The organism is Mesorhizobium sp. U510, assembly GCF_059180695.1.
Map to the genome: position 1 here is coordinate 6251730 of NZ_CP180532.1, position 17585 is coordinate 6269314.

Below are 17585 nucleotides of genomic sequence, written 5' to 3' on the forward strand. Positions count from 1 at the left end.
TCGAACCGGGCTGTTCGAACCACGATCGCCCCTCCGTTTACCACATCCGGGATTTCGTGAACAGCGTTCAAAAATCATCTTGAACAATGTTCATTTCCTGCTACGTTGGCTTCGTGAACATTGTTCACGGCAACACTCGAAGGGAGAAGAACCATGCTTAGCCTGATCAGAACATTGCTCGACGGCGCCAGCGCACGGGCCGAGGACGGCTTGAAGGATCGCTTCGCCATCGACCTTCTGGCGCAACGCATCCGCGACGCCGAGACGGGCCTTGCCGCCGCCAAGCAGACACTCGCCACGCTGATCGTTCGCCAGCGCGCCGAGCAGGCCGGTCTCGACCAGCTCGAACGACGCCACGCCGATCTCGAAAGCCGCACGCTCAGCGCGCTGGCCGCCGGCAACACCGGGCTTGCCGAAAGCGGTGCCGCGGCCATCGCCGAACTGGAGAATGAGCGCGAAGTCCGTCGCGCCACGGTGCAGAGCCTTGGCGAAAAGACGTTACGGATGCGCGTTTCGGTGGAGCGGGCGCATCGCCGCATCATCGACTTGAACCAGGGCATGATCTCGGCCCGCGCCATCGATGCCGAGCGCAAGGCGCAGTCACGCCTCGTCAGGTCGATCGGCCATTCGGCAAGCCTCAACGACGCCGAGGAATTGCTCGCCCGCATCAAGGCAGCCAGCGATCCGTTCGAGGAGGCAGGCATTCTCGACGAGGTCGACGGCGAATTGCGTCACGAAGCGATCCGCGATCGCCTTGCCGATGCTGGACACGGTCCGGCGGTGAGGGTGCGCGCCAGGGACGTGCTCGAGCGCCTGAAGACCATCAACTGAAACCGGTCTTCGCAGACCTGACTCCATCAACCCAACACCATCGAACCCACGGACAACTCCAATGAACGCCAATCAGACCTACATCATGTTCAACACCGCCTCGGTCGGAGCCGCCTATTTCATGCTCGGCCTGTCGCTATGGCTGGCGCCAGTCGACCTGTCGACCAAGGGCTACTGGGCCATGGGCATCCTTCTGCTCACGGGCAGCCTCGTGAACCTGGTCAAGTACCGCACCGATGAGCGCCTGTCGGCCGAGATGACCGCCAAGATCGAGAAGGCCCGCAACGAAAAGCTGATCAGCGAATATGTCGGCAAGGAATGATCCGCATCTGCGCTGACGCAAAAAAGCCCGGGTCGCCCCGGGCTTTTTTCATGCGTTTGTTGCGCCTGGATCAGCGGTGCGTCAGCGCTTCCAGCGCTTCCGCCGCGGCTTCGAGAATGGCGATCGCCTCGGCCTGCTTTTCGGCCGGGGCATCGACGATGTCGCCCAGCGCAGCGCGCAGGCGGTGGCGGATGGCGCGGAATTCGTCGCGCGTCTCCGAACGCTCGCCACGGCCGCCCCGGCCGCCGCGGCGGTCCTCGCCATCATCGTTCCAGCCGAACCAATCGCGCGCCTTGGCCATCTTGCGGCCAAAGCGCTCGAGGTGGTCGAGCACGCCGTCGATCATCTCACGATTGTCGGCAAGATGCGTCTGTCCGGCCTCGGTGATGGAAAATACCTTCTTGTTGCCTTCGCTCGACGAGACGGCATAGCCGGCCTCTTCCAGGAAGGTTAGCGTCGGGTAGACCACGCCCGGGCTCGGGCTGTAGATGCCGCTGGTGCGCTCTTCCAGTGCCTTGATGATGTCGTAGCCATGGCGCGGCGCCTCGGCCAGCAGCGACAGCGTGATCAGCTTGAGGTCGCCGTCGGCCAGCATGCGGCCGGCGCGGAACATGTCGCCCGGACCACCACGTCCGCCGCCACGACCGCCATGGCCGAACGGACCAAAGCCGCCGCCCCCTCTGCCACCGAATTTGCCGGCCATGTGCATGAACATGCGTTCGCCGAAATGACTATGTCTGTGCATGATTGCTCCTTGAGTTCTATCTTACGATATATCTTAATTAAGCAGCTGCCCTCTCCGAGTCAAGATATATCTTACGATGTATCGAGGCATGGAACCAGAGGCTTGCTTTCGCCGGACACGCGGCTAGAAGGCGCTTCGCGGGTCGACGACCATTGCGCGAGCGTCTGACATCGGTCTCGAAGGTACCTTCAGGCCCCTTCGACCTGTGGTGTCGTCAGGTCTATCGTTTCTTGACCGGCTGGCGGATCACCGTTTTCAGTTTTTCTGGTGCCGCCTTGCGGGGGTCACCCAGGTAGATCTCGTGGTGCTTTCCGCTTTCGACGAGACCGTTGGCGGGCAGGAATTCCTCATGCAGGCGCAGGATCGTAGGCCCTTCCGCGCTATAGGGTCCGATATGCATGATCTGCACCGCCAGCCCTTCGTGAAAGGACTGCAATCTGAGACTTTCGGGCGGCTGCCCGAGCTTCGCGCGCGCCTTTTCGAGAGCCGCCTCGAACATTTCGGCTGGGATCCAGTCCGGCTGCATGATCATCATGGTCCACGACCAGAGATCCTTGTCGCCCGTCAGGAAGCTCGACATGTCCTCGGCCCACCAGAGGCCTTCCAACGGAGCCACGCCATAATCCTTGCCGAGTTCCTTTTTCGACATGAACTTCAGTGGATAGCTCACCGAGTAGAGCCATTCGATCGCATGCCGGTATTCTTCGGAGGTATTCGGGTCACCCTTGCCGTCGATCATCGCAAACTGCAGCTTGGGAACATCGACCAGGGAAAACACACCGGCAGGAGGCTGCCAGAACGCCTTCATGATTTTTTTGAAGTCGATCTTCTCCATCCCAGACCCTCATCAAAAGTGATGGTTCCATAGTCGGTGCTATCGAGCGGGGCAGCATTGATTGAAGTCAACGCTGCGAGAGGCGACAGGCAAGACAAGGATTACCAGCGGCCCTTGCGCCGGTTCCAGGCGTAGAGCAGGTCGGCGAAGCGATCATAGGCAAGGCGTGTCAGCGGCAAGGCCATCGGATTGCCGAAAAGCGTGGCAAGCCAGCCCTCGCCCGGTGTCGCCCGCCATATGGCAATCGCGACATCGGCGCCGACCAGCAGCCGGCCGGCCGCGTCGGTGGCGTGCAGCCGGCGGCGGATGTCTTCCAGCGAGGCGCCAAAACGGCCAAGCGCCGCCGGCTCCAGATTGATGTCGCGAAACTCGATCCGCCCGGCCTTGACCGCTTCGATCAGCCGCCGCTTTTGCCAGATGATGCCCGCATCGCAGACAGGGCAACGCGTGTTGTACCAGACGGTCAGTTCAGGCTTGGGTGTTTGCTTGAGCATGATCTTGGCATGCTCAGCCGTGGCTATGCCGATGATGCAGGTCCGGATAATGCGGATGCCGGTGGCGCATCGGCGCATGCCGGTGCCAATGCGAATGCGGCTCACTCACAGGCCCGTCATGATCGTGCTGGTGGTGCTCGTCATGCACATGGCTGTGCTCGTGTTCCAGCGCCTCATGGTCATGCTCATGGTCGTGGCGTTCCGACAGATGCAGCCACAGGCCGACGCCCATCAGAAGCCCCGCGATCCCCAGCTTGAGTGTGACGGCATCGCCCAGCATGGCGATGGCCAGCAGCGCACCAATGAACGGAGCCAGCGAATAATAGGCGCCTGTGCGCGCCGTCCCGAGATGGCGCAGCGCCAGGATGAACATCACCAGGCTGACGCCGATGCCGAGGAAGCCGACCGCGGCCGTGGCCGCGACAATGGGCGTCGTGGGAAACGACGCCCCGGCAGCCAGCCCCAACCCGACATTGGCTGCACCCGCCACCAGGCCTTTCAGCATGGCGATCACCACGGGGTCGGTGGCTGAAATCCTACGCGTGAAATTGTTGTCCAGCCCCCAGGCCACGCAAGCCCCCGCCACCAGCAGGGCGCCCGGGTTGAAGGCAACGCCGCCGCCGTCCCACGACAACAGCACCGCGCCCGCCAGGATGGCGAAGGCGCCGAAAAGCAGGCGCCGGTCGACATTCTCGCGGTAGACGAGCCAGGCGATCGCCATCGTCGCCAACCCTTCCAGGTTGAGCAGCAGCGCTGAACTGGATGCCGTGTTGAGGCTGAGGCCGAACATCAACAGCACCGGCGCGAGGATGCCACCCATGCCGATTGCAAGCGCCAGCCAAGGGATATCCCGGGCGGCCAGTTGCGGTTCGCCAGCCGCCGCCTGCTTGCCGCGAAGCAAGCGATAGAGAGCGAGGCCGAGACCGGCGCCGAGATAGAGCAGGCCAGCCAGCATGAAGGGGTTCACGGCATCGAGCAGCAGCTTGGAAAGCGGCGGCGTCGCGCCGAACAGAGCGGCCGAGCCAAGGGCGAGCGGCACGCCGGGCCAAAGATGCGAATGTGTTTCGGACATCATCTCACCCTATGACAGCGCGCATTTCATTTGCCGCCCATCGCCGCCTTTGGCCCGATGCATTTGTTGTCGCGAAACAGCGCCCACTCTTCGCACAGGCGCCCTTTGGGCAGCCGGCAAAACCCGTATTCGTTGCCGGCTCTGTCCTTCCTGATCACCAGGCGCCCGCCGATCTCGCCGCAATGGGCGGATGCCGGATTGGCCATGCCGACCGGTTTTTGCGCGGCAGCACCTGCGGCGAACGGCGATATCAAGGCAAGGCTGGCGGCCAGTATCGAGACTTTCTTCATCGCGTTCCCCTGGCCGCAGTCTATCACGGCGAAGCGTCCTGTCCTGCGGCAAAGCGCCGTCAGGCCGGATACCCTTGTCATCGCCTTCAAACCTGCCGCTTGCTATCCAAGCGACGAGATGATCTCGCGGTAGGCGAATTCGGGAAAGGCTTTCAGCGTCCGCGTCCGTATGTTGCCGGCCGCCGCAAGCATCAGCGAGAAACGTGCCAGGACGGCATCGTCGGGTGCTTCGACCACCGCCACCATGTCGTATTCACCCATTGTCAGGTAGAACGCCTTGAACGAGCCACCCATGTCGCCCAGCTGCTTCCTTGCGGCATCGAGCCGCTTCGGCGAATCGCGCACGTTCTTCGCGCCCTGCTCCGTCCAGTTCATCAGCACGATGTAGCTTGTCATGGCACACCTCCCTCCGGGGCCACGGAGCACGGCATCTTCGCCGGGGCGGGCATCCGGGTTGTCGCCCAGAAAATGCATCCGACCTGGAAATTATCCTCCCGAAGGCTGCGAGCTGCAAGAGCGCGCGCCACAAACGAAAAAGGGCGCCAGTGGCGCCCTTTTAGATTTTGCTGTCGGTCTGTCTCAGCTGTCGAGGAAGCTGCGCAGCTTGCGCGACCGGCTCGGGTGCTTGAGCTTGCGCAGCGCCTTGGCTTCGATCTGGCGGATACGCTCGCGGGTGACCGAGAACTGCTGGCCGACTTCTTCCAGCGTGTGGTCGGTGTTCATGCCGATGCCGAAGCGCATGCGCAGCACACGCTCCTCGCGCGGCGTCAGCGAGGCGAGAACCCGCGTGGTGGTCTCGCGCAGATTGGCCTGGATCGCCGCGTCGATCGGCAGGATCGCCATCTTGTCCTCGATGAAATCGCCCAGATGCGAATCCTCCTCGTCGCCGACCGGCGTTTCGAGCGAGATCGGCTCCTTGGCGATCTTCAAGACCTTGCGCACTTTTTCGAGCGGCATGGCGAGCTTTTCGGCCAGTTCCTCCGGCGTCGGCTCGCGGCCGATCTCGTGCAGCATCTGGCGCGAGGTGCGCACGATCTTGTTGATCGTCTCGATCATGTGCACCGGGATGCGGATGGTGCGCGCCTGGTCGGCGATCGAACGCGTGATCGCCTGCCGGATCCACCACGTCGCGTAGGTCGAGAACTTGTAGCCGCGGCGGTATTCGAACTTATCGACCGCCTTCATCAGGCCGATATTGCCTTCCTGGATCAGGTCGAGGAACTGCAGGCCGCGATTGGTGTATTTCTTGGCGATGGAGATGACGAGGCGCAGATTGGCCTCGACCATTTCCTTCTTGGCGATCGCGGCTTCGCGCTCGCCCTTTTGCACCTGGTTGACGATCTTGCGGAATTCCAGGATCGAGATCGCCGTTTCAGTGGCCAGGTGCTGGATCTCGGCGCGCAGGTCCTTGATCGCATCCTTCTCGTTCTTGGTGAATTCCTTCCAGCCGCGCGAGGTCAGATTGCCGATCGCGCGCGTCCAGTTGGGATCGAGCTCGGAACCCTGGTATTCCTTCAGGAACTCCTCGCGGCGCACGCCATAGCTTTCGGCGAGGCGCAACAGCTTGCCCTCGTTCTGCACCAGGCGTTTGTTGATGTCGTAAAGCTGCTCGACCAGCGCCTCGATGCGCGCCGTGTTGAGCGACAGCGACTTCACCGCCTTGATCAGCTGGTCCTTCAACTCCTTCAGCCGGCGGTCCTGGCTGGGCGACAGCGTGCCGGCGGCGGCCAGACGGTTCTCGACCTGCTGGTCCTGCAGCTTGCGCAGCTTCTTGTAGGTGTCGGCGATGACGTCGAGCGTCTCCATCACCTGCGGACGCAGTTCGGCTTCCATCGCCGCCAGTGACAGGCTCGCCTCGTCCTCGTCTTCCTCGTCATCGTCCCCGATGCCGCGCGTATCGGCGCCGACATTGGTGATGTCGTCTTCATCGTCACGCCCGCGGCGCGGCTTTTCCTCGGCCTTCGGCGCTTCCTCGATGCGCTCGACCACCGGCGCCTGCTTGGCTTCCGGGCCGGCATAGGTCGCTTCGAGATCGATGATCTCGCGCAGCAGGATCTTGGATTCGTTGAGCTCGTCGCGCCAGATGATGATGGCCTGGAAGGTCAGCGGGCTTTCGCACAGGCCCGCGATCATCGTCTCGCGACCGGCCTCGATGCGCTTGGCAATGGCGATTTCGCCCTCGCGCGACAGCAGCTCGACCGAGCCCATTTCGCGCAGATACATGCGCACCGGATCGTCGGTGCGGTCGGTCGGCTCTTTCTTGGTGGTGGTGGCGGCGACCGCCGTGCCGGTCTGTTCGGCCAGCTCGTTGGCGTCTTCCTCGGCGTCCGCCGCGGTGTCGCCGGCCTCGGCCTCTTCGCCCTGCTCGTCATCCTCGACGACGTTGATGCCCATGTCGGACAGCATCGCCATCGTGTCCTCGATCTGCTCGGAGGTCACTTCCTCGGAAGGCAGCACCGAATTCAGCTCGTCCATCGTGACATAGCCGCGCTTCTTGGCGGCCTTGATCATCTTCTTGACAGCATCATCGGAAAGGTCAAGCAGAGGGCCATCGGTGGCGCCTTCGCGTTCGGTCTCGACCTCTTCCTTTTCCTTAGTCGCCATAATTTTTATCTTCTCCTAGCGGCCGGGCATCGGGGCCGCGTAAGCTGTCGGACCAGTCAAATCGGATAGGCTCGTTTCGAAACGCGCTTCACCGGGCCACTAACTTCATTGATCGTTAAGTCCAGATTAACCCTGATATCTGTGGCAGGCGGCCTGCCTGTCCAGTGACCAGTACCTCACATCGCTCATTTCCCGTCGGCGCGGGTGCGGGTTAACGTTTCGAATCGTCCTGATTCCGCCATTCTGTCTGAAGGTCAAGCGCCTCTGGCATGATTCGCATGAAAAAAGCGAATCAATTACCCGACTTAGCGCGCCTTGCTCCCCTGGGAAGCCCGGCCACGCTCTCATTCCTGCACTCGGTTGCACTTAGGCTCGCCCAGCCCTGCCCGACGAAACGCCGAATCCTTCGATCAGCGCTTCCGTCGCCTGTACATCCTGAAATTGCGCCTGAATTTCGATCAGATGGCGGAAGTTTTCGTCCGATGGATCTGCTTCGAGCGCCGCTTCCGCCTGTTTCAGCTCCTTATGTAAGGTGCGCGCGCTGCGCTGCAAGTGCAGCGCCTGGTTCAGAGCGTCGCGGGCGTCGTCGAGTGCTGCCGTCTCCAGCGCCGGCCATTGCCGTGCCCGCCGGATCAGGCCGACGGCGCGCTCCCAGATCTCGGCGCAGCCGGCACGCTCGATCGTCGCCACCACGGCGTGGCGGTCATTGGCCATGTCATGCGCCATCGCGTCGAGGATGGCGGCGTGCAGCCGCTGCAGCTCGGAATTGGCGAGGTCGAGAAATTCGACATGGGCGAAATTCTCGTCGATCAGCGCCGGATGGTTGACCAGCGCCACGATGATCGTCGCCTCGCGCACCGACATGCCCTCGCTGCCGCGCTTGACCAGCGCCGACTGGCCGAGGCTTTCGGTGATCGCCATGCGGCCGGCACCGGGCTTGGCGAACTGCCCACCGGGTGCGGCTGCCTTGCCCTGCCCCGGTTTCCAGTCCTGGCGCCCTTGCCGTGTATCGCGCTGCGAGCCGAAGAAGCTCTTTTCCCGCTCACGCATTTCCTGCTGATAGTGATAGCGCGTGCTTTCGTCGCGGATGCGGCTGGTCAACTCCCGCAGCGTCTTTCCCAGTTCCGCCCGGCGCTCCGGCGTGTCGAAGACACCGCCCGCAGTCTCCCGCATCCACAACAGGTCGACCAGCGGCCGCGCGTCGGCGAGCACGGCGCGGAACGCGTCCGGCCCTTCGGCCTTGACCAGGTCGTCGGGATCCTTGCCCTCCGGCAGCAGCGCAAAACGTGCCGAGCGCCCGGCCTGCACCGACGGTAATGCCAGATCCGCGGCACGCCATGCCGCCTTCAGCCCGGCCTTGTCGCCGTCGAAGCACAGCATCGGCTCCGGCGCCATGCGCCACAACAGTTCGAGCTGGTTTTCGGTGAGCGCGGTGCCGAGCGGCGCCACGGCATTCTCGAACCCGGCCTGCGCCAGCGCGATGACGTCCATATAGCCTTCGACGGCAATGACCGTGCCATCCTTGGCGAGCGCCTTGCGCGCCCGGGCGAAATTGTAAAGCACGTTGCCCTTGTGGAAGAGCTCGGTATCGGGCGAGTTCATGTACTTGGCCAGCGCATCGGGCGCCAGCGCCCGGCCGCCAAAAGCGATGATCTTGCCGCGCGAATCCGGGATCGGGAACATGATGCGGTCGCGGAACCAGTCATAGGAGACCGGAATGTCGTCGCCGTGCCGCACCAGCCCACAGGCTTCGATATCGGCCTTCGGCACGCCCTTGGCGGCAAGATGTTCCTTGAGCGCGTTGCGGCTGTCCGGGGCGTAGCCCAGCCGGAACGACTGCTGCGTCGCCGGCGTCAGCCCGCGGTCCCTGAGATAGGCGCGGGCCTTTGCCCCCTCAGGCCCCTGCAGCCGCTCCTGGAAGAAGGTGGTCGCCATCTCCATGACGTCGGTCAGGCTGGCGCGTTCCTTCTCGCGCCGCTCTTCCTGGGCGTCGCGCACCGGCATCGGCACGCCTGCCATGTCGGCGATCTTCTCGACCGCTTCGGGGAAACTCATTCCGTCGAGTTCGGTCAGGAATTTGAAATGATCGCCCGAGACCGAGCAGCCGAAACAATGGTAGCGGCCCTTCTTGTCCTCGCAGTGGAAAGACGGGCTCTTCTCGCCATGGAACGGGCAGCAGGCCCAAAAGTCGCCACGCGACGCGTTGGTCTTCCTGCGATCCCACGCGACGCGCTGGCCGATAACCGATGAAATCGGCACGCGGTCGCGGATCTCGTCGAGAAAGGCGGGCGGAAAGCGCATTGAGGGAACTCGTTTCCCCACCATATAATCATGCCAGCGAAATCCGACGACCCCCAATACCGGCCATACCCGGTTTCCACAGGGCAAAAAGAAAGGCGGCCGTTGCGGGCCGCCCTCTTTTCCAGGCCAATGCTGGAAGCTTAATGCGCGGCGATCGCGCCGAAGATGATGCCGGATAAGACACTCACCAGCACATAGTCGTTGCCGACGCGGATCCATTCCTGGCCGCGGCCGGGACGATGCAGGCCGTAGCGGCCATAGTCGCGGATCGGCTGGTGCTGCCTCCAGCCCGAATATTTCTGGCCGTTGCGCCAGTGGTTCCGCTTCACGACGACCTTCTTCTTGAAGACGCGCTTCCTCACATCATTGTGGTGGCCCGGCTTCTGCCAGTCGACCTTGGTGTAATTCGACTGCGGCGCGACCGGCGCGTTCATCGGCGCGGCCTGGCCGGCAAGTGAGGTGGCGGCCAGCATCGAGACGGCGAGGACAGAAAGAACAATGCGCTTCATGAGAAATCTCCTTGGTTGTCGATGCCCGAGGAATAGCGGCCGACGGATGAACTGAAACTGAACGCCGGCATTACAATTGTGTAATGAAATCTTCTGCTTATTGCAGATATTTGAACATCATCGCAAAGACGAGTGTCGGCCACTCGGCAAAAGCAGCCGTTCTCCGGATCGGCCAAAGCCCGGCTGTGCAACCATTTGCGTACCCGTCCATTTCCCGACACGGCCTGTCGCCACGCGGCGGCCTCTTGAAATCGACAAAGTTTTATTATCCGGCTAAAATATTCCCGCTATTATTCACAGTGTCATGATCATGATTCGAACCCTTGCTTTTCCGCCTGTTCGCCGCGCCGCCCGCACTGCGTGCCCTGTCCTCATGCAGGCGCCGAAATGAGCGGCTCCGTCGTCCTTCTGCATCTGGCCGGCGCCGTGGCGCTGATGCTGTTTGCCACCCGCATGGTGAAGACCGGCGTCGAGCGCGCCTATGGCGATGTGCTGCGCCACAGGCTGCGCGCCACCATGCGCAATCCGATCATGGCGGTGCTGGCCGGCACCGGCCTTGCCATCGCCCTGCAGAGTTCGACTGCCGTGACGCTTTTGGTCGGCTCCTTCGCCGGTTCTGGTATCGTCTCGGGCGCCGCCGGCCAATTGGCCGTGCGCGGCGCCGAGATCGGCTCGGCGCTGGTGGTCAAGCTGCTGACTTTCGACCTCACGCTGCTGGTGCCGCTCTGCCTGATCACCGGCACGGTGATGTTTATGGCCACCGAGCGTCGCGACTGGCGCCAGACCGGCCGCATCCTGGTCGGCATCGGCCTCTTGATCCTGTCGCTGGAAATGATCGGCCAGGCGTCGGAGCCGCTGCGCAACAGCCAGCTCATGCCGGTCATCATCAATTACTTCTCCAGCGATTCCATCACCGCCTATCTCTTGGCGGCGCTGATCACCTGGCTGTTCCAGTCCAGCATCGCCGCGGTGCTTTTGATGGCGACCCTGGCCGGCCGCGGCCTGATCAGCCCTGAACTCGGCGTCGTCCTCATCCTCGGCGTCAATCTCGGCTCTTCCATCATCGCCCCGATGCTGACCCGGTCAGCCGGGCCCGCTGTGCGCGTCGTGCCGATCGGCAATCTGCTGATGCGCGGGCTGGGCTCGCTGGTCATGCTGGTCCTGTTCATGATCGTCCGGCCGCATGTCGGCTTCCTCGGCGCGACGGCGGCCGACCAGATAGTCAACGCCCACATCCTGTTCAACGTCATCATCCTGCTGGCCGGCCTACCGCTGGCCGGCTTCGTCTACCGCGCCTCGGAGAAGATCGTCGCGCTCGGCACCAAGGCAGCGCCGGCCGCCTCGCTCGACGTCATCGAATTGTCCGCGCTCAACGAGAGCGCGCTGGATGTGCCGAGCCAGGCGCTGGCCAATGCGACGCGCGAGGTGGTGCGGGTCTGCGAGACAGTCGAGATCATGCTGAAGCGCATCATCGAGCTCTACGAGAGTGCCGACACCGACAAGATCAAGGCGTTGGCCGCCCTCGACGACCGTGTCGACCGCAAGCATGCGGCGATCAAACTCTACCTCGCCAAGGTCACCAAGAACCCGCTGACCGAGGACGAGGCGCTGCGCTGCCAGGAACTGATCGGCGCCTGCGTCAAGCTCGAGCAGGTCGGCGACATCATCGTGCGCAACATGCTGGTGCACGTGAAGAAGAAGGTCGATCGCGGGCTGGAGTTCACCGACGAGGGCTGGAGCGAATTGTGCGCCTTCCACGGCTCGGTGCTGGCCAATGCAAGGCTTGCCTTCAACGTGCTGGTCTCGCGCGACCCCGAAACGGCGCGTCAGCTGGTGCTGGAGAAGGACCAGCTGCGCGACCGCGAGAAGGAAACCAGCGCCAGCCATTTCCTGCGGCTGCGCGAAGGCACCGCCAAAAGCGTCGAGACCAGCTCGATCCACCTCGACACCATCCGCGACCTGAAGCAGATCAATTCACTGCTGGCCTCGATGGCCTATCCGGTGCTCGAAGAGCGCGGCCTTCTCACAGGATCACGACTGAAGGCCAGCTAACGAGAAGGGATTTGCCACGGCGGCGTCAATTTGGGAACAAGCTTGCGTCGTTCCGGCTCGAACGGCAAAATTAGTCTTTGCTCACCCTCCCGCCCGTCGGCTAAGCATCTGATGCCCCCGGGAGGAAATCGATGGACACCCATTCGCGCAGTTTCGCCAAGGCGCTTTCCTGGCGCATAACCGGCACCATCGACACGATGATCATCTCGCTTGTGGTGACTGGTAGCATCAAGCTGGCGGCCGCCATCGGCGTGACGGAGGTCTTCACCAAGTCGCTGCTCTACTATTTTCATGAGCGCGCATGGCTGAAGATCCCTTACGGGCGCAGGACCCCGGTCTAGCAGCTTGCCCACTGCCGGCATGCACTGCCGATTGCCAAGCCAGCGGCTGACGCGAGGGAATTCGGTCAAGAAAACCTAAAGTCGCGACAAAAATTTCTGGATTGCCCGCGCCGCCCATCCGTGGTTTGACGCCGTTCCAGTCAAGGCTTTCCCATGTCGCTTCCGCTCATTGCCCTGTTCATCGCCGCTTTCGCTTTCGGCACCACCGAATTCGTCATTGCCGGCGTGCTGCCGCAAGTGGCGGAAGGGCTCGGCGTTTCGGTTCCATCCGCCGGCTATCTCGTCTCCGGCTATGCCTGCGGCATCGCCATTGGCGGCCCGCTGCTGGCGCTCGCCACCAAATCCCTGCCGCGCAAGACCTTGCTGCTCGGCCTCGCCATCGTCTTCACCATCGGCCAGGCGGCCTGCGCGCTGGCGCCCAACTTTACCTCGATGCTGCTGCTGCGCATCGCCGTGGCAGTCGCGCACGGCGCCTATTTCGGCGTCGCCATGGTGGTCGCCGTCGGCTTGGTTCCCGAGGACAAACGCGGCATGGCGGTCGCGGTCATCCTGTCCGGCCTCACCGTCTCCAACGTCATCGGCGTGCCGGCGGGCACCGCCATCGGCAACATCTGGGGCTGGCGCGCCACCTTCTGGGTGATGTGTGTGCTCGGCGTGGCGGCAACGCTCGCGATGACTGCCTTTCTGCCGCGCACCGCCGGGTATCAGGCCAAGCCCGCCGGGCTGGCGCGTGAGGTCCGCGTGCTGGCGCGCCAGCAGGTCTGGACCTCGCTGATCCTGATGCTCATGCTGATGCTCGGCCAGTTCTGCCTGTTCACCTACATCACGCCGACCTTGCTTGAGGTCACCGGGCTCGACGAAGACCTGGTGCCCTGGGTGCTGCTGCTCAACGGCGTCGGCGCGACGCTTGGCGTCTTCCTCGGCGGCAAGCTGTCGGACTGGAAGCTGATGCCGTCGCTCATCACCATGCTGGCCCTGCAAGCGGTGACGCTGGCGGTCATCTATGCCGTCAGCCCCTACCCCGTGCCGATGATCGTGGCGATCGTCATCTGGGGCGGCCTCAACTTCGCCATCGGCACGCCGATCCAGACCCGCATCCTGGCCTGGACGGCCGACGCGTCCAATCTTGCCTCATCACTGATCCCGTCCGGCTTCAATGTCGGCATCGCGCTGGCCGCGTCGCTGGGCGCCGCCATGCTCAATGCCGGCTACGGCTACCGCAGCTTGCCCGTGGTGGGCGCTTTCGCCATGCTGGTCGCCGTGGTGGTGGCTGCCATCTCCCAGGTCTGGGAAGCGCGCAGCAACGCCACGCCGCCGCTGACGGCACCGGCGGAGTAGCCTCACCCGCGCCAGCGCAACAGACGCATGGCGTTGGCGGTGACCAGCACGGTGGCGCCGGTGTCGGCCAGGATCGCCGGCCACAGGCCGGTAATGCCTGAAATGGTGGTGACCAGGAATACCGCCTTCAGTCCCAGCGCCACGGTGATGTTCTGGCCGATATTGGCCATCACCGCCCGCGACAGCCGCACCATGCGGGCAACGTCCAGGACGCGGCCATGCAGGATCGCCGCGTCCGCCGTCTCCAGCGCCACGTCGGTGCCGCCGCCCATGGCGATGCCGATGTCGGCTGCGGCGAGCGCCGGCGCGTCGTTGATGCCATCACCGACCTTGGCCACCTTCAGCCCCTCGCGCTGCAATTCGCCGACGATGCGCTGCTTGTCCTGCGGCAGCAGTTCCGTCCGCGCCTCGATGCCGAGCGAAGCGGCGATGGCTTGCGCCGTGCGGCGATTGTCGCCGGTCAGCATCACCGCGCGGATGCCCTCCGCCTTGAGCGCCGCAATGCCAGCCGCCGCATCCGGCCGTGGCTCGTCACGCATGGCGATCAGCCCGGCCACCACGCCATCGGCGACCAGCACCGACACGGTCTTGCCCTGGCCGTTGAGGCTGTCGATGGCAAGGCGCTGTGCTTCCGTAATATCTGCGCGTTCGCCCGCCGCCGGGCCGGATCCGAGGAAGACAGCCACGCCGCCGACACTGCCCTCAACCCCCTTGCCCGAGATCGCTCTGGCGGCCAGCGCCGGCGGCACCGGCGCCTTGGCGGCGCTGGCCCTGTCCAGGATCGCTACCGCCAGCGGATGGCTGGAGCCTTGTTCGAGCGCCGCCGCCAGCGCCAGCACGCTGCGCTCATCGCGGCCATAGGCAACGATGTCGGTAATGGCAGGCTTGCCCGCGGTCAGCGTGCCGGTCTTGTCGAAGGCCACCGCCGTGATCCGGCGAAAGCCTTCCAGCACCGCGCCGCCCTTCATCAGCAGGCCGCGCCGCGCCCCGGTCGCCAGACCGGCGGCGATCGCGGCGGGCGTCGAGATGACCAGCGCGCAGGGGCAGCCGATTAAGAGGATCGCCAGGCCCTTGTAGATCCATTCGCTCCAGTCGCCGCCGGCGATGAGCGGCGGCAGCACGGCCACCAACGCGCCGACCGCCAGCACGCCCGGGGTATAGTATCGCGAGAAGCGATCGATGAAGCGCTCGGTCGGCGCCTTGGCCTCCTGCGCCTCCTCGACCAGGCGCACGACGCGGGCGATGGTGTTGTCGGAAGCCGCCGCTGTCACGCGCACTTTCAGCACGCCATCGCTGTTGATCGTGCCGGCGAAGACGGGTTCCGCGACACCCTTGCGCTTCGGCGTGCTTTCGCCGGTCACCGGCGCCTCGTCAATGTCGCTCGAGCCTTCCACAATCTCGCCATCGGCCGGGATGCGATCGCCCGGCCGCACCACGATGACGTGGCCCACGGCGAGCTGTTCGGCGGGAACTTCGACCGTGCCGCCTCCCCGCTCGACCAGCGCCGTCTTCGGCACCAGATCGGCCAGGCCCTGTATGCTGGCCCGCGCCCGGCCGGCGGCGACCCCTTCCAGAAGCTCGCCGATCAGGAACAGCACCACCACGGCGGCGGCTTCTTCTGTTGCATTGATCATCACCGCACCAGCAGCGGCAATGGTCATCAGCATCTCGATCGAGAACGGCGTTCCGGCCAAGGCAGCCATCAGCGCGCGCCGCGCGATCGGCACGAGACCGACCAGCAACGCCGCCAGGAAAGCCCAGCGCTCGGCCGAAGGAAACAGATGGCCTATGCCATAGGCGGCGAGCACCGCTGCGGCACAAGCCAGCGTCAGCGCCGCACGGCGGGTACGCCACCACGCCTGCCCCGGTGCGGGGTGGCTGTGCAGATGGGACGACCCGGCGGCCTCTTTGGTGATTTGTTGGCCGCCGCCATGGTCATGGCGTTCGTGATCATGAGCGGCATGATCATGCGCCCTGGTCTCCGGCCCATCGGTCCTGGCCTCCGCCTTGACGATGCCGTAGCCCAGCCGCGCCACCTGCCGCAGCACCTTGTCGTCGTTGAGCGGCCCGCCATGGCTGACCGTCATGCTGGCGCCGGTCACCGAAACCGAGACATCCGCGACACCGTCGAGACGGCGCACCGCCGTGTCGATCTTGGCCGCGCAGGACGCGCAATCCATGCCGCCGATCTTGAACCGTGTCTGCGTTAGAGGAGAAGTCATGCCATCACCCGTCTGCTTTCTCACCCACGCGGCGTGCCGCCGCACGGGTCTTGAACCCTGATGCCAGCCACTGTAATTGCTCTAGTCACTAGAGCTTCAAGAGGCAAAATGCATGTTTTCGATCGGTGATCTCTCCCGCCGCACTGGGGTCAAGGTGCCGACCATCCGCTATTACGAGCAGATGGGCCTGGTCGCGGCGGCCGAGCGCTCGGAAGGCAACCAGCGCCGCTACTCCCGGCACGAGCTGGAACGGCTGGCCTTCATCCGCCACGCCCGCGACCTCGGCTTCGCCGTCGAAGACATCCGCGCCCTGATCGATCTCAGCGGTCATCCCGAGCAGCCCTGCGGCCATGCCGACAAGATCGCGCAGGAACAGCTGATTTCGGTGCGCGAAAAGATCGCCCAACTGAAGCGGCTGGAAACCGAGCTGGAGCGCATCGCCTCCTGCTGCGACGGCAAGACGGTCGGCGACTGCTACGTCATTCGCGCGCTGTCCGACCATGCGCTGTGTGCGGACGAGCACGTCTGATAGCGAAATCCGGTCCGGCGCGGACCTCGGCTTGGGCGCGTGCGCTCGTGAGACCAGGAGCAGACATGGCGAGCACTGTCAGCGATTTCGGCCTGAGCTGCGGCATCTTGCCGGGGGGCGCGCGCAATGCGATCACCGATGTGCCCGGTATACGCGTCGGCCATTGCACGCTGCGCAACGGCGACACCAACACCGGCGTGACCGCGATCCTGCCGCATGGCGGAAATCTGTTTCGCAAGAAGGTGACGGCGGCAAGCCATGTCATCAACGGCTTCGGCAAGACCATCGGCCTGACGCAAGTGCAGGAGCTTGGCACCATCGAAACGCCTGTTCTCTTGACCAACACGCTCTCGGTCGGCACCTGCGCCACGGCGCTGATCCGCGACGCCATCCGCCAGAACCCGGATATCGGCCGCTCCACCGGAACCGTCAATCCGCTGGTCGGCGAATGCAATGACGGTCCGCTGAACGACATCCAGGCTCTGGCGATATCAGAGGAACACGCCCTCGCCGCGCTGGCGGACGCGCATGAGGGCGAAGTCGAACAAGGCAATGTCGGCGCCGGAACGGGAATGACTTGCTTCGGCTTCAAGGGCGGCATCGGCTCGGCGTCCAGAAGAATCGCGCTCGGCGGCGGCTATCACCTCGGTGTTCTCGTTCTATCGAATTTCGGCAGACCCGGAGACCTCGTTCTGCCCGATGGGCGCCGGCCGGACCCCGGACAACCGGCCGGGGTCGAGCGCGGTTCGGTCATGATCGTGCTGGCAACCGATGTGCCGCTCGAACACCGCCAGCTTGAAAGAGTGGCGCGCCGCGCCGGAGCCGGCATCGCCAGGCTCGGCTCCTTCTGGGGCCATGGCAGTGGTGACATCGCCATCGCCTTCAGCACCGGCAATCTGGTCGACCACGATGAAAGCCGCGATCTGGTGCCCCTGCTCGCGCTCAATGAGGCGCGCATCGACATCCTTTTTCGCGCGGCGGCGGAAGCCACGCACGAGGCGGTGTTGAACTCCATGCTGTCCGCCGGGGCCTTCACCGGCAGGGCCGGCAAGCATCGCGCATCGCTGGCCGACTGGCTGCGCGATCAGCAACGCTAGCTA

The 17585-nt window shown here is 64.1% G+C and carries 17 protein-coding genes; 7 read left to right on the forward strand and 10 right to left on the reverse strand.

Annotated features, from left to right (window positions below; translation table 11 throughout):
• Nucleotides 1-153 precede the first annotated feature (153 nt).
• A complete protein-coding gene (locus tag ACLGL5_RS32335; RefSeq protein ID WP_069092915.1) occupies nucleotides 154-831 on the forward strand; it encodes a PspA/IM30 family protein in 678 nt (225 codons plus the stop codon).
• A gap of 61 nt (nucleotides 832-892) precedes the next feature.
• Complete coding sequence (locus tag ACLGL5_RS32340) at nucleotides 893-1153, forward strand: YiaA/YiaB family inner membrane protein (RefSeq protein WP_019860476.1); 261 nt, start codon at nucleotides 893-895, stop codon at nucleotides 1151-1153.
• A gap of 70 nt (nucleotides 1154-1223) precedes the next feature.
• On the opposite strand, the gene ACLGL5_RS32345 is transcribed toward ACLGL5_RS32340, so the two are convergent.
• The 9 genes from ACLGL5_RS32345 to ACLGL5_RS32385 form a co-directional block, all read right to left on the reverse strand.
• Nucleotides 1224-1898: a PadR family transcriptional regulator gene (locus tag ACLGL5_RS32345; protein ID WP_069092916.1), complete on the reverse strand. Its 675-nt coding sequence runs from the start codon at nucleotides 1896-1898 to the stop codon at nucleotides 1224-1226.
• Nucleotides 1899-2118: 220 nt separating this feature from the next.
• Entirely contained in the window at nucleotides 2119-2733 is a 615-nt protein-coding gene (locus ACLGL5_RS32350; protein ID WP_019860478.1) for a GyrI-like domain-containing protein, read from the reverse strand.
• Nucleotides 2734-2834: 101 nt separating this feature from the next.
• Complete coding sequence (locus ACLGL5_RS32355; protein ID WP_027047266.1) at nucleotides 2835-3227, reverse strand: thiol-disulfide oxidoreductase DCC family protein; 393 nt, start codon at nucleotides 3225-3227, stop codon at nucleotides 2835-2837.
• 13 nt (nucleotides 3228-3240) lie between these two features.
• Nucleotides 3241-4299, reverse strand: coding sequence for a DMT family transporter (locus ACLGL5_RS32360; RefSeq protein WP_027047267.1), 1059 nt, complete (start codon nucleotides 4297-4299; stop codon nucleotides 3241-3243).
• Nucleotides 4300-4325: 26 nt separating this feature from the next.
• Complete coding sequence (locus ACLGL5_RS32365) at nucleotides 4326-4589, reverse strand: putative hemolysin (RefSeq protein WP_019860481.1); 264 nt, start codon at nucleotides 4587-4589, stop codon at nucleotides 4326-4328.
• 102 nt (nucleotides 4590-4691) lie between these two features.
• Entirely contained in the window at nucleotides 4692-4985 is a 294-nt protein-coding gene (locus ACLGL5_RS32370) for a GYD domain-containing protein (protein ID WP_027047268.1), read from the reverse strand.
• A 183-nt stretch (nucleotides 4986-5168) separates the two neighbouring features.
• Nucleotides 5169-7193, reverse strand: a complete 2025-nt coding sequence (rpoD, locus tag ACLGL5_RS32375; RefSeq protein WP_019860483.1) for an RNA polymerase sigma factor RpoD — start codon at nucleotides 7191-7193, stop codon at nucleotides 5169-5171.
• Between the two features lie 366 nt (nucleotides 7194-7559).
• The gene (dnaG, locus tag ACLGL5_RS32380) at nucleotides 7560-9494 is read right to left on the reverse strand and encodes a DNA primase (RefSeq protein WP_069092917.1); all 1935 of its coding nucleotides are present in this window, start codon (nucleotides 9492-9494) and stop codon (nucleotides 7560-7562) included.
• A 140-nt stretch (nucleotides 9495-9634) separates the two neighbouring features.
• Nucleotides 9635-10003 carry an RcnB family protein gene (locus tag ACLGL5_RS32385; protein ID WP_019860485.1) on the reverse strand — a complete coding sequence of 123 codons (369 nt, stop codon included), beginning with the start codon at nucleotides 10001-10003 and terminating at the stop codon, nucleotides 9635-9637.
• Nucleotides 10004-10390: 387 nt separating this feature from the next.
• Between ACLGL5_RS32385 and ACLGL5_RS32390 the strand changes: the two genes are divergently transcribed.
• The 3 genes from ACLGL5_RS32390 to ACLGL5_RS32400 all read left to right on the forward strand — a co-directional run bounded on the left by ACLGL5_RS32390 (nucleotide 10391) and on the right by ACLGL5_RS32400 (nucleotide 13734).
• Nucleotides 10391-12055: a Na/Pi cotransporter family protein gene (locus ACLGL5_RS32390; RefSeq protein WP_019860486.1), complete on the forward strand. Its 1665-nt coding sequence runs from the start codon at nucleotides 10391-10393 to the stop codon at nucleotides 12053-12055.
• Between the two features lie 131 nt (nucleotides 12056-12186).
• The gene (locus ACLGL5_RS32395) at nucleotides 12187-12396 is read left to right on the forward strand and encodes a DUF2061 domain-containing protein (protein ID WP_019860487.1); all 210 of its coding nucleotides are present in this window, start codon (nucleotides 12187-12189) and stop codon (nucleotides 12394-12396) included.
• A 153-nt stretch (nucleotides 12397-12549) separates the two neighbouring features.
• The gene (locus ACLGL5_RS32400) at nucleotides 12550-13734 is read left to right on the forward strand and encodes an MFS transporter (protein ID WP_069092918.1); all 1185 of its coding nucleotides are present in this window, start codon (nucleotides 12550-12552) and stop codon (nucleotides 13732-13734) included.
• A gap of 2 nt (nucleotides 13735-13736) precedes the next feature.
• On the opposite strand, the gene ACLGL5_RS32405 is transcribed toward ACLGL5_RS32400, so the two are convergent.
• Nucleotides 13737-15956 carry a heavy metal translocating P-type ATPase gene (locus ACLGL5_RS32405; protein ID WP_069092919.1) on the reverse strand — a complete coding sequence of 740 codons (2220 nt, stop codon included), beginning with the start codon at nucleotides 15954-15956 and terminating at the stop codon, nucleotides 13737-13739.
• A gap of 112 nt (nucleotides 15957-16068) precedes the next feature.
• Between ACLGL5_RS32405 and ACLGL5_RS32410 the strand changes: the two genes are divergently transcribed.
• Together ACLGL5_RS32410 and ACLGL5_RS32415 are read left to right on the forward strand one after the other, a co-directional pair.
• Nucleotides 16069-16485, forward strand: a complete 417-nt coding sequence (locus ACLGL5_RS32410) for a MerR family transcriptional regulator (protein ID WP_069092920.1) — start codon at nucleotides 16069-16071, stop codon at nucleotides 16483-16485.
• Nucleotides 16486-16550: 65 nt separating this feature from the next.
• Nucleotides 16551-17582: a DmpA family aminopeptidase gene (locus ACLGL5_RS32415; RefSeq protein WP_069092921.1), complete on the forward strand. Its 1032-nt coding sequence runs from the start codon at nucleotides 16551-16553 to the stop codon at nucleotides 17580-17582.
• The last annotated feature ends 3 nt before the right edge of the window (nucleotides 17583-17585 follow it).